Source organism: Castellaniella sp. (genome assembly GCF_034007085.1).
Classification (GTDB): Bacteria; Pseudomonadota; Gammaproteobacteria; order Burkholderiales; family Burkholderiaceae_B; genus Castellaniella.
In genome coordinates this window covers 19468-32177 of record NZ_JAVERO010000012.1, presented here as the reverse complement: position 1 = coordinate 32177, position 12710 = coordinate 19468, and the positions used below count along the sequence as shown (strand labels likewise).

The following is a 12710-nucleotide window of genomic DNA, read 5'->3' as shown; positions in this document are numbered from 1 at the left end:
CGAACAGTCCCAGGGTACCCAGCAGCAACCCGGCCAGCACCGGCGCGTGCAGCGTGCCGAGTGCGACGGCATCCAGGCCCGCCCACAGGATGGACAGCAGCGCGGCGCCGGTGGCGGCGTGAATCAGCCCTTGCCCACTGGCACCCAGGCCCGCCTGGGTGTCCCGGGCGCGCGCGGCCTGTCGGCAGGATCGGTCGAAATGCAGCAGGACGGAATCCGACAGCGCCAGGGCCCGGATGTCCGCATGGCCCTCTGCGGCTTCCTGGACGGCTGTTCGCAAGTGGGCCGCGCTGTCCTGTATGGCTTGGCCCGATGCCCGGGCCTGGACCAGCAGGATGGCCGGGATCAGCAGGATGGCTGCGAGAAAAACTGCTGTGACGATGCTGGCGGCAGCCGGCAGTTGCCACGCCAGGATGGCCGCCATGGCCAGGCCGGCCAGCAGGGCGCTCAGCAGAGGCGCCATCAGGGTCAGGAACAGGGTGTCGAGCGCATCGACGTCCGAGGTCAGGCGGGCCACCAGATCGCCCGAACGATAGCGGCCCAATTGGCGCGGCGACAGGCGGGTCAGTGCGCGGAACAGTGTGCTGCGCAGTGTGGCCAGCAGATGCAGGGTGGCGGTGTGGCCGGCCAGGCGCTCCGCATAGCGGGCGCCGATGCGCAGAAACGAGAATCCGCGCACCAGTGCGGACGGCACGAATAGATTGAACGCCTGCGCGGCGCTCGTCGAGGCGGCCCCGGCCAGGGCTGCGCCGGCCAGGAACCAGCCGGCAACGCCCAGCAGACCCGCGCCGGCCGCCACCGTCAGCAGGGTCAGGGCGACGGTGGCCGCCAGGCTGGGCCAGTGGCGCCGGTAGATCTGCAGCAGCAGGTGCCTGCGGTTCATCGGCCGGTCGTCCTGGGTGATGGATGCGGGGTCGTCGGTGGGGTTCATGCTGCGGACTCGATGCGGCCACCTGCCAGCTGGATCCGGCGCGGGAACCGGCTGGCCACTTCGGCGGAATGGGTGGCCAGCAGCAGGGTGCGTCCGCGCGCGAAATCCAGAAGCCCGTCGAGCACGGCATCGCGCGTGGCGGCGTCCAGATGGGCTGTGGGTTCGTCGAGCAGGATGAGACGGGGCGCGCGCAGGTAGAGCCGTGCCAGGGCGACGCGCTGCGCCTGACCACCGGACAGGCCCTGCCCGCGCGGATCGATCTGGCTGTCCAGGCCGTGGGGCATGTGCTGGGCAAAATCGCTCACGCAGGCGCGTTGTGCGGCCAGGGCGACGGCCTCAGGGCTTGCGTTGGCGCATCCGAGCCGGATGTTGTCGGCGATGGAGCCTTGCAGCAGGTAGGGCCGTTGGCCGATCAGAATCAGCTGTTCACGCAGCACGGCCTCCGGCCATTCGGACAGGGGGCGGCCATCGAGGCTCAGGGGGCCGTCGGCTGTCTGGATCCGCGCCAGAACTTCGAGCAGGCTGGTCTTGCCTGCCCCACTGTCACCAAGCAGCGCAATGTGTTCACCCGCACGGGCTGACAGGGTCAGCCCATTCAGGATGGGATGGGGGCGTTCCGGCAGACTCAGGCGCAATGGACCGGCCTGCACGGCCAGGCCCGTGGCCTGGCGTTCCGGAGACCAGGCATGGGCCTGCGTGTCCTGTACGCTGTCGGTGGGCTGCGGTGTCGCAGGATCGGTGGCTGGCAGGCAGCCAAAGGTGTCTTCGATCTGGGCTACGGCGGCCCGTGCAGCGGCGCGGTCATGGTAATGGGCTGCAAACTGCCGTAGCGGCGCATAGACTTCCGGGGCCATCAGCAGGCAGAAGAACCCCGCCTGGAGCGTCAGGGGCTGAGGGCGCAGGTCCAGATAGCCCAGATAGCTCAGGCCGATGTAGACGGCGACGCCTGCCACGCCCAGAGCGGCGAAAAATTCCAGCACGGCAGAAGACAGGAATGCGATGCGCAGGACGGCCAGGGTGCGGGCACGCAGGGTATCGCTGGCCTGGGCGACGGCTGTGGCTTCGGCCTGGGCCCGGCCATGCAGTTTCAGGGTGGCCAGGCCGCGCAGCCGGTCGGCGAACAGGCCCGACAGGCGGGCGAAGGTGTGCAGATGACGTCGGCTGGCGGCCTCGGCTCCCCAGCCGACCAGGGCCATGAACAGGGGAATCAGCGGGGCGGTTGCCAGCAGCAGCAGGCCGGCGATGAGATCGACGGGCAGAATGACCAGGGAAAAGGCGATCGGCAGAATGGCCGCCGCCGCCATGGACGGCAGGTAGCGGGAAAAATGGCCGTCCAGGGCCTCGGTCTGCTCGACCACCGTACCTGCCAGTTCCCCGGATGCCTGGCGTCGCGTCCAGGTGGGGCCTGCGGCCAGCAGCGTGCGCATCAATGTCTGGCGAACCGTGTGTTTGATGCGTTCCGCCGCCAGCGTCCCCGCCCGTTCGCCTGCCCAGGACAGCGCTGCACGCATCAGGATCAGTGTGACGATCCAGGCGAGCGGCTGCATCAGGGCGGTGCGATCGATCCCGTGGACGAATCCGGCTTCCAGCACGCCCGACAGCAGCCAGGATTGCAGGACCAGCAGGCCACCCGCCAACAGCGGGGCAGTCGCAGCCAGGACCAGCGGGATGCGTGCCAGGCGCGCCAGACCCTTCAGCCACCGGGTCTGGGCAGGTGTTGCTGCTTGGACGATGGCCGGATCGTATTCCAGGCGGGATCGATCGGTCATTCAGTGTCCGGGAGCGGCGCGGGTGGCGCGTGGGCATGGCCCTCGCGCAGTTCGAACCACATGGCATTCAGGATGCCGAATGCGCAGGCCAGTCCCAGGCCCAGAACCCAAGAAAAATACCACATGTCCGGCTCCTTAATAGGCGTGGGGGGTTGTATCGATCGACTCGGCCGAGACCTTGCCGCGCATCACACGGTAGACCCAGGCGGTATAGGCGGTGACGATGGGCAGCAGAATCAGGGTCACGAGCAGCATGATCCACAGCGTCAGATGGCTGGATGAGGCGTCCCAGACCGTCAGTCCTGCCTCGGGTTGGCTCGATGAGGGCAGGATGAAGGGGAACAGCGCGAAACCGGTCGTCAGGATCACGCCTGCAAACGAAGCGGATGAGGCCAGGAACGCCAGGGGGCCGCTGCGGCCAGCAGACAGCAGGCTGGCCGTGAGTAGTGCCCCGATCACCCCGGCGGCCGGGGCAAGCCACATCGCGGGCCAGATCGTGAAATTGCACAGCCAGCCACCGGTCTGGAGCGCAACGCTCTTGGCCAGCGGATTGGAAGCAGCGGCGGGTTCCGTGAGACTGGTGATGGCATGGCCTTCGATGCCGTAGGCCACCCAGAATCCGCCGATCACGAACAGGACGATCGACAGCAGCGCGGCCGCCGCGCCCCAGCGACGCGCCCTGGCCGCCACCATGCCTTCTGTACGCCAGGCCAGCAGCACGGCGCCGTGCATGGCCACCAGCGTGACGCTCAGCACGCCGGCCAGCAATGCAAAGGGCGTGAACAGCTGGAAGAAGTGGCCGGTATAGAGGGGGCGCATGGTATCGGGGTCGAAGCTGGCGGGCACGCCAAGGATCACGTTGCCCATGGCCACGCCGAATACCAGGGCGGCGACGACGCCCGAAAAGCACAGGACGGCATCCCAGTTGCTGCGCCAGCGCGGGCTTTGGAGCTTGCTGCGGTACTTGAAGCCGACGGGCCGCAGGATCAGGGCCAGCAGCGCCAGCATCATGGCAAGATAGAAGCCCGAAAAGGACGCGGCGTACAGCAGCGGCCAGGCGGCGAAAATGGCCCCGCCTGCCGTGATCAGCCAGACCTGGTTGCCTTCCCAGACCGGGCCGACGAGGTTCAGGGCCACGCGTCTTTCGGTGTCGGTGCGGGCGACCAGGGGCAGCAGCGCGGCCACGCCCAGGTCAAAGCCGTCCATGATGGCAAAGCCGATCAGCAGAGCACCCAGCAGGGCCCACCAGATCACGCGCAGCGTGCCGTAGTCCAGAGGAATCAAGGTTTCCATTGTGCGATCTCCAGTTCAAGCCTGCAGGGGAATCTGTCCGGGCATGCCAGCAGCAGAGGACTGCGGGGCATGTGTATCTTCGGGGCCCTTGCGGACGGCGTGCAGCATGACTTTCACGCCGATCACCAGCAGGGTGGTGTAGAGCGCCAGGAAGATGGTCAGGCTGATGACCAGGTCCATGAGCGTCAGGCCGGAAGCTGCGTAATAGGTGGGCAGCACGCCTTCGATGACCCAGGGCTGGCGGCCGTATTCGGCCACGAGCCAGCCGCATTCGATGGCCACCCAGGGCAGGGGCAGGCTCCAGAGCGCGATCTTCAGCAGCCGGGGATTGCGGTCCAGATGGCCGCGCGAGGCCAGCACGAAGGCGACGGCAAAGAACAGGATCAGATAGAACCCGACGGCCACCATGATACGGAACGTCCAGAACAGGGGGGCGACGTTGGGGACGGTGTCGAGCGCCGCCTGGTGGATCTGATCGTCCGTGGCCGTGGACAGATCCTGCGTGTAGCGTTTGAGCAGCAAACCATAGCCCAGGTCGGGCCAGATGGCATCGAAGCGCTGGCGGGCGTCCTGGTCATCCGGGTTGGTGCGGATGTGTTGCAGGGTTTCATAGGCGGTGATGCCGTTGCGCACCCGCGTTTCAGCCCGCGCGACCAGATCGTTGATGCCCAGCATCGGCGTTGTCAGCGAACGGGTGCCGATGATGCCCATCACATAGGGGATTTCCAGGGCGAAATCGTTCTTGTGTTCCTCCTGGTTGGGGATGGCGATCAGGTTGAAATTGGCCGGCGGCGGTTCGGTCTGCCACATGGATTCCATGGCCGCGATCTTCATTTTCTGATGTTCGGTGGTCAAGTAGCCGCTTTCGTCACCCAGCACGACCACGGACAGCGACGCGGCCAGGCCGAAGCTGGCGGCCACGACCATCGAGCGTTTGGCCAGGTCGATGTGCCGCTTGCGCAGCAGGTACCAGGCGCTGATCGCCAGCACGAACATGGCACCCGTCGTATAGCCGGCGCTGACGGTGTGCACGAACTTGGCCTGGGCCACAGGATTGAACAGCACAGCGGCGAAGTCGGTCATTTCCATGCGCATGGTGTCCGGGTTGAACACCGCGCCGACGGGGTTCTGCATCCAGCCGTTGGCCACCAGGATCCACAGGGCCGACAGGTTGGTGCCCAGCGCGACCAGCCAGGTCACGGTCAGGTGGCCGAGTTTGGACAGGCGATCCCAGCCGAAGAAGAACAGGCCGACGAACGTGGCTTCCAGGAAAAAGGCCATCAGCCCTTCGATGGCCAGTGGCGCGCCGAAGATGTCGCCGACATAGTGACTATAGTAGGACCAGTTCATGCCGAACTGGAACTCCATCACGATGCCGGTGGCCACGCCGAGCGCGAAATTGATGCCGAACAGCGTCCCCCAGAACATGGTCATGCGCTTCCAGATCGGGCGACCGGTCATGACATAGACGCTTTCCATGATCGCGAGCAGGAAGGACAGGCCGAGCGTGAGCGGCACGAACAGGAAGTGATAAAGCGCAGTGGCAGCGAACTGGAACCGCGACAGATTGACGACGTCGAAGTCGATCATGATGGATCCCCCGAAAGTTTGGGATTGCGAAGCTTGCCGGCAAAGCCGAGAACTTTTTGGACGCGGGCACCGAGCCGCATCAGGTTTTGCAGGGTTTCCGGTGGCAGGCGCTGGATTTCGTCGAACCAGTCGGTGGACAACTCGATCAGTTCCAGCATGGCCTGCATGCGCTGGCGGGCGTGGACATCGGTTTCGCCTTCGGGCGCGTCGAGCAGCATGTCGCGCAACAGGCTGAGCGTCGGGTCGATTTCGCGCCGGCGCTTTTCTTCCATGAGCACGCGGAAGATTTCCCAGACATCGCCCAGGGATTCGTAGTAATCGCGCCGGTCGCCGACCCGGTTCGCCTGGCGGACCAGACGCCATGACTGCAGTTCCTTGAGCCCCATGCTGACGTTGGAGCGCGAGAATTGCAGGGTTTCGGCGATTTCATCCGCGTTCAGGGGATGCGGGGCGATGAACAACAGAGCATAGATCTGGCCGACGGTCCGGTTCACGCCCCAACGGCTGCCCATTTCACCAAAGTGCAGGATGAAGCGTTCGGATTGAGAAGACAGAATCATGGGGCGGTTTATTTGTTTTTGCAATTTCAGTATTTTCTGAAATAACAAGTAAAGCAAATATAGATCAAGTTTGATCATTTGCCAATGCCCCTACGGCCAACAGGCGATTTCGCGGCGCCCCGTCTGCGCAACGGGGCGCGGGCGGGGCCCAGGAAACCCCTGAAATCCCATCTCGAACGACAGACAGCGTCCGCTTGCCGATCGACCTGTTCAGAGGTTTCCTGCTACACCAGCACGCGTTCGATGCCGCCCGTGTTCGCGGCCTTCACATAGTCCGGCATCCAGTGCTCGCCCAGCAGGTGCCGGGCCATTTCCACCACGATGTAATCGGCCGACAGGCCCGTGTCCTGTTCATAGCGGGCCAGGCCCTGCAGGCAGGACGGGCAGGATGTGACCATCTTCACTTCACCCTGGAAACCGTCGGCGCGGATGGCGGCGGTGTTCTTTGCCAGTTCTTCCTGTTTGCGGAAGCGGACCTGGGTGGAGATGTCGGGGCGCGAGACCGCCAGCGTGCCGGATTCGCCGCAGCAGCGGTCGGTCTTGATGGCCTTGTCCGCGCCCAGCAGGGATTTCACGGTCTTCATCGGATCCTGCTGCTTCATCGGGGTGTGGCAGGGGTCGTGGTAGATGTAGCGCACGCCCTGGACACCGGTGATGTCCACGCCCTTTTCCAGCAGGTATTCGTGGATGTCGATCAGGCGGCAGCCGGGGAAGATTTTGTCGAACTGGTAGCTTTCGAGCTGGTCGTAGCAGGTGCCACAGCTCACGACCACGGTCTTGATGTCCAGATAGTTCAACGTCGTGGCCATGCGGTGGAACAACACGCGGTTGTCCGTGACCATCTGTTCGGCCTTGTCGGCCAGGCCGTTGCCGCGCTGCGGATAGCCGCAGCACAGATAGCCGGGCGGCAGCACGGTCTGCACGCCCACATGCCACAGCATGGCCTGGGTCGCCAGACCCACCTGGGAGAACAGGCGTTCCGATCCGCAGCCCGGGAAATAGAAGACGGCCTCGCTGTCAGGAGCCGTCGTTGCCGGGTTGCGGATGATCGGGATGATGTGCGGATCTTCGATGTCCAGCAGCTTGCGGGCGGTCTGCTTGGGCAGGCCACCGGGCATCCGTTTGTTGACGAAGTGGATGACCTGTTCGCGCACCGGAGCCTTGCCCACGGTGGCAGGGGGCTGGGCGACCTGTTTTTTCACCACGGGTGCCAGCAGATCATGGGCCAGGCGTTGGGCTTTGTAGCCCATGCCGATCATGGTGGCGCGAGTGGCTTTGATGACGCGGGGGTCTTTCGCGTTCAGGAAGAACATCGATGCCGCCGTGCCGGGATTGAAGGATTTTTTTCCCATGCGTCGCAGCAGGGCGCGCATTTCCATGGATACGTCACCAAAATCGATGTCCACTGGACAGGGGTTGAAGCATTTGTGGCACAGCGTGCAGTGGTCGCCGACGTCCTCGAATTCTTCCCAGTGCCGGATGCTGACGCCGCGCCGGGTCTGCTCCTCGTACAGGAAAGCCTCGATCAGCAGCGAAGTGGCCAGGATCTTGTTGCGGGGCGAATAGAGCAGATTGGCGCGTGGCACATGGGTGGCGCAGACCGGCTTGCACTTGCCACAGCGCAGGCAGTCCTTGATGGCGTTGGAAATGGCGCCGATCTCGGTGCGTTGCATGATCAGCGATTCGTAGCCCAGCAAGTTGAAGCTGGGCGTCCAGGCGCGCGTCAGGTCCGCGCCGGGCATCAATTTGCCGGCGTTGAAACGGCCTTCGGGGTCGATGCGCCGCTTGTAGTCCTGGAATGGCGCCAGTTCGGCCTCGGTCAGGAATTCGTATTTCGTCAAGCCGATGCCGTGTTCGCCCGAGATCACGCCGTCCAGGCTGCGGGCGATGGCCATGATGCGGGCCACGGCGTCGTTGGCCTCGCGCAGCATCTCGTAGTCGTCGGAGTTGACGGGGATATTGGTATGGACGTTGCCGTCGCCGGCGTGCATGTGCAGGGCGACAAAGACCCGGCTTTTCAGGATGCGGTCGTGGGTGGCCTGCAGGCCGGCCAGGACCGCTGCGCATTTGGCGCCCGCGAAGTGGCGTTCCATGGCGCTGCGAATGTCGGTCTTCCAGGAAATCCGCAGGGTGTGATCCTGGATCAGGTCGATGATGCGCGTGTCCGGCTGGGCGGACAGGCGTTCTTCCAGTTCGGGGCGGCGTGCCTCCAGGCCCAGTGAGGACAGGGTGTCCAGGCTGTCGGCCAGCGGCGCGTCCAGATGGTCCAGCAGCCAGGCCCAGCGGCGACGCACTGCGGCTAGCGTGTCCAGGGCGTCGCGGCGGCGGGCGGACAGGATAGTGTCGCGGGTGTGCTCGGCATCGTCGTGGTCTTCGGCCTTGCCGACCGGCAGGTCCCCGTCCAGATAGGCTTGCAGGGCATCAGCCAGGCGCAGCTTGTTGCGGGTGGACAGCTCGATGTTGATGCGTTCGATGGCGTCGGTGTATTCGCCCATGCGCTCCAGGGGGATCACGACGTCTTCGTTGATCTTGAAGGCATTGGTGTGGCGGGCGATGGCGGCGGTGCGTGCGCGATCCAGCCAGAATTTCTTGCGGGTTTCCGGGCTGGCGGCGATGAAGCCTTCGCCATGGCGCGAATTGGCGATGCGCACGACTTCGCTGGCCGCCAGGGCCACGGCGTTTTCGTCGTCGCCGACGATGTCGCCGATCAGGACCATCTTGGGCAGGGTGCCGCGCTTGCTCTTGGTGGCGTAGCCGACTGCGCGCAGGTAGCGCTCGTCCAGGTGTTCCAGGCCGGCCAGCAGCACCCCCCGGCTTCGACCTTGGGTTTCCAGGTAGTGCTTGACTTCGACGATCGAGGGCACGGCCAGCTTGGCCTGGCCGAAGAATTCCATGCAGACGGTGCGCGTATGCGCCGGCATGCGGTGCAGGATCCAGCGCGCAGCCGTGATCAGGCCGTCGCAACCTTCTTTTTGCACGCCGGGCAGGCCGGCGAGGAATTTGTCCGTGACGTCCTTGCCCAGGCCCGCCTTGCGAAAACGGCGGCCTTCGATCGCCAGGATTTCGGTCTTCAGCAGGGACTGCCCCGGGCGTTTGGCGCCGTCGAACCATTTGAGTTCGAAACGGGCTTCGTCGACTTCGTGGATCTTGCCCAGGTTGTGGTCCAGGCGGGTGATTTCCAGCCAGTTGCCCTGGGGATCCACCATGCGCCACCAGGCCAGATTGTCCAGCGCCGTGCCCCAGAGTACGGCTTTTTTGCCACCGGCGTTCATGGCGACGTTGCCGCCGACACAGGAAGCGTCGGCCGATGTCGGGTCCACGGCAAAGACGCGCCCGGCGGCTTCGGCGGCCTCGGCCACGCGGCGCGTCACCACGCCGGCGCCGGTCAGGACCGTATGGACAGGGGCTTCGACCCCTGGCAGGGCAATGGCTTCGACCGGGCCGATGGCGTCGAGCTTTTCGGTATTGATGACCACCGAGCGCCAGGACAGCGGGATGGCGCCGCCGGTGTAGCCGGTGCCGCCGCCGCGCGGGATGATGGTCAGGCCCAGCCGGATACAGGCGCGCACCAGGGCGGCGATTTCGTCTTCGGTGTCCGGCGTCAGCACGACGAAGGGGTATTCCACGCGCCAGTCGGTCGCATCCGTGACGTGCGAAACGCGTGACAGGCCGTCGAAACGGATATTGTCGCGGCGGGTCAGGCGGGACAGTTTTTTCAGGGTGGCATGGCGCAGTTCGGCCGTTTCCACGAAACGGGCCTCGAAGTCGGCGACGGCAGTGCGGGCGGCGGCCAGCAGTTTCTGGACCTGGGCATCGCGCGGGCCGTGATCGTCGTCGCGGCGATGGTCGATTTCGGCCAGCCGGTGGTCCAGGGCCTCGATCAACTGGTGACGGCGCTTGGGGTCGTCCAGCAGATCGTCCTGCAGGTAGGGATTGCGCAGCACGACCCAGATGTCGCCCAGCACCTCGAACAGCATCCGGGCCGAACGGCCGGTGCGCCGCTGCGAGCGCAGTTCGGACAGCAGTTGCCAGGATTCCTCGCCCAGCAGCCGGCAGACGATTTCACGGTCCGACCAGGAGGTGTAGTTGTAGGGGATTTCGCGCAGGCGCGGTGCCTGGGGGGATGCGAGCAGTTCGCGGGCAACAGGGGCGTTCATGAGGGTAGCGAGGAATCAGCGGCGCCCCTGGGACCGGGAGGGGCAATCGTCTAGGGAACATCGAGCCAGTCGAGCGGCAAGCGGGCGCTGTGGGTCCGGGATGGGATGCAAGGCGAGAATCGCAGCGATAGCCGGCGCGAGGACTGGTTCAGAGGATCCTTAGTTTAAGGGCAAAACGTCATGGATTCGAGATGAGCTTATGGCCGAGTGTGGTGGGTATTGGGTGTGGCAGTGGTTCAGAGCAGTCGGCTCACCCACGGCCAGGCGTGCAGCAGCGCAGCCGTCATGATGACGTAGCGCAGAAATTTGCCGATGGCCATGTAGACGACACAGGGCCAGAAAGGCAGGCGCAGCCAGCCGGCGACGGCACACAACGGATCACCGATGCCGGGCAGCCAGGACAGCAGCAGCGCGGGCGGGCCGAACCGCTGGAACCAGTGGGATGTCAGGGCATGCCAGCGGCCACCGGCGAGCGTGCTCTCATGCTCGGGTTCCGGCCGCCGTGCGCGCCAGCGCAGCCAGACGGCTTCCGCCCCGGCGCCCATGGCATAGCTGATGCTGCCGCCCAGGGTGTTGCCTACAGTGGCAACCAGCACGGCAGGCCAGAACATGGACGGCGTCAGCTGCACGTAGGCGAAGACTGCGGGTTCCGAACCCATCGGCAGCAGCGTGGCCGACACCAGACTGACGAGGAATATCGCGGGCAGCCCGACCTTGGGCAATGCAAACAAGGTCAGCAGCGTGTGGATCGAAGATTGCAGCCAGGCTTCCATGGTGGGTGGAGTGTAGCCTGTTGCGTGCGACACCATGCTTGTTGAGCGTGTGGCCGTGGGTGATGGCCGTTCAATCCCTGTGATATTCTTTTTGATTCCCTTTGTTACTCGCCATTTGCGCCATGTCCGTCGATTATCTGAAACGCATTCTGACGTCCAAAGTCTATGACGTCGCCCACGAAACTTCCCTGGACCTGGCGCCCCGAATTTCCAAGCGGATCGGCAATACCGTGCTGCTCAAGCGCGAGGACACGCAGCCCGTGTTCAGTTTCAAACTGCGCGGGGCCTACAACAAGATGGCGCACCTGAGCGAAGACGAACGGCGGCGCGGGGTCATTGCCGCATCGGCTGGCAACCATGCCCAGGGGGTCGCGCTGGCGGCCAGCCGCCTGAAATGCCGGGCGGTGATCGTCATGCCGGTGACCACGCCCCAGGTCAAGATCGACGCCGTGCGCGCCCTGGGCGGCGAGGTCGTGCTGTTTGGCGATAGTTTCACCGATGCGGCCGAGCACGCAGCTGAACTGCAGGCGCGTGACGGGCTGACGTTCGTGCATCCCTTTGACGACCCCGATGTGATCGCGGGCCAGGGCACGGTGGGCATGGAGATCCTGCGTCAACATCCGGGGCCCATCGATGCGGTCTTCGTTGCCATCGGCGGCGGGGGCCTGATCGCAGGGGTGGCGGCCTATATCAAGCAACTGCGCCCGGAAATCAAGATCATTGGCGTGCAGACCGTGGATTCCGATGCCATGGTGCGCAGCGTCCAGGCGGGCCGCCGGGTCCGGCTGGCTGATGTGGGGCTGTTTTCCGATGGTACGGCGGTCAAGCAGGTCGGGCAGGAAACCTTCCGCCTGGCGCGTGAATACGTGGACGATTACGTCACGGTCGATACCGACGCCATCTGTGCCGGCATCAAGGATGTCTTCCAGGATACGCGCAGCGTGCTGGAACCCGCCGGCGCGCTGGCGCTGGCCGGGGCCAAGCGCTACGTCGCCCAACACAAGTGGAAAGGCAAGACGCTGGTGGCCATCACCTGTGGCGCGAATATGAATTTCGATCGTCTGCGCTTCGTGGCTGAACGTGCCGATGTGGGCGAGGCGCGCGAGGCGCTGTTCGCCATCACCCTACCGGAAAAGCGCGGCAGTTTCCTGCGGCTGTGCGAGGCGGTGGGCCAGCGGGCAGTGACGGAATTCAACTACCGGATTTCCGACGCCGAACAGGCGCACGTCTATGTGGGCCTGCAGATCCGTTCGGAATCCGAAATCGAGAAACTGGCAGCGCATTTTCGCAAGCTGGATTTCCCCACCCTGGACCTGACCGGCAACGAGATGGCCAAGACCCACTTGCGCTACATGGTGGGCGGGCGTTCGAGCCTGGCCGAAAACGAAGTCCTGTACCGTTTCGAATTCCCCGAACGGCCTGGTGCGCTGATGAAATTCCTGGGCGGCATGAATCCGGAATGGAACATCAGTCTGTTCCATTACCGCAACCAGGGTGATGATTACGGTCGCATCCTGGTGGGCATCCAGGTGCCGCCCGCCGATAAAAAAGCGTTCAAGGAATTCCTGGCGACGCTGGGTTACCCGTGCTGGAACGAAACCGAGAACCCCGCCTACCGCTTGTTCCTGTAGTCAGGC

9 protein-coding genes are annotated in these 12710 nt (G+C 64.7%); 1 reads left to right on the top strand and 8 read right to left on the bottom strand.

Features of this window, described 5'->3' with window-relative positions:
- The 8 genes from RBR29_RS02495 to RBR29_RS02460 all read right to left on the bottom strand — a co-directional run.
- Positions 1 to 931, bottom strand: a 931-nt coding sequence (locus tag RBR29_RS02495; RefSeq protein ID WP_320346902.1) for an ABC transporter transmembrane domain-containing protein, incomplete at its 3' end; no start/stop codon positions are given.
- Positions 928 to 2700 (bottom strand): thiol reductant ABC exporter subunit CydD, encoded by a 1773-nt coding sequence (gene cydD / locus RBR29_RS02490; protein ID WP_320346900.1) that lies wholly within the window; start codon positions 2698 to 2700, stop codon positions 928 to 930. The genes cydD and RBR29_RS02495, both read right to left, overlap by 4 nt.
- Positions 2697 to 2825 (bottom strand): cytochrome bd-I oxidase subunit CydX, encoded by a 129-nt coding sequence (cydX, locus tag RBR29_RS02485; RefSeq protein ID WP_320346898.1) that lies wholly within the window; start codon positions 2823 to 2825, stop codon positions 2697 to 2699. The genes cydD and cydX overlap by 4 nt, the downstream gene beginning before the upstream one ends.
- Positions 2826 to 2835: 10 nt before the next feature.
- Positions 2836 to 3993, bottom strand: a complete 1158-nt coding sequence (gene cydB / locus RBR29_RS02480; RefSeq protein WP_320346896.1) for a cytochrome d ubiquinol oxidase subunit II — start codon at positions 3991 to 3993, stop codon at positions 2836 to 2838.
- A 15-nt stretch (positions 3994 to 4008) separates the two neighbouring features.
- Positions 4009 to 5583: a cytochrome ubiquinol oxidase subunit I gene (locus RBR29_RS02475; RefSeq protein ID WP_320346894.1), complete on the bottom strand. Its 1575-nt coding sequence runs from the start codon at positions 5581 to 5583 to the stop codon at positions 4009 to 4011.
- The gene (locus tag RBR29_RS02470) at positions 5580 to 6143 is read right to left on the bottom strand and encodes a GbsR/MarR family transcriptional regulator (protein ID WP_320346892.1); all 564 of its coding nucleotides are present in this window, start codon (positions 6141 to 6143) and stop codon (positions 5580 to 5582) included. The genes RBR29_RS02475 and RBR29_RS02470 overlap by 4 nt, the downstream gene beginning before the upstream one ends.
- 224 nt (positions 6144 to 6367) lie before the next feature.
- Positions 6368 to 10300, bottom strand: coding sequence for an FAD/FMN-binding oxidoreductase (locus RBR29_RS02465; RefSeq protein ID WP_320346891.1), 3933 nt, complete (start codon positions 10298 to 10300; stop codon positions 6368 to 6370).
- Between the two features lie 236 nt (positions 10301 to 10536).
- On the bottom strand, positions 10537 to 11073 hold the full coding sequence (locus RBR29_RS02460; protein ID WP_320346906.1) for a YqaA family protein: 537 nt from the start codon (positions 11071 to 11073) through the stop codon (positions 10537 to 10539).
- A gap of 122 nt (positions 11074 to 11195) precedes the next feature.
- Between RBR29_RS02460 and ilvA the strand changes: the two genes are divergently transcribed.
- Positions 11196 to 12704, top strand: coding sequence for a threonine ammonia-lyase, biosynthetic (gene ilvA, locus RBR29_RS02455; RefSeq protein WP_320346889.1), 1509 nt, complete (start codon positions 11196 to 11198; stop codon positions 12702 to 12704).
- The last annotated feature ends 6 nt before the right edge of the window (positions 12705 to 12710 follow it).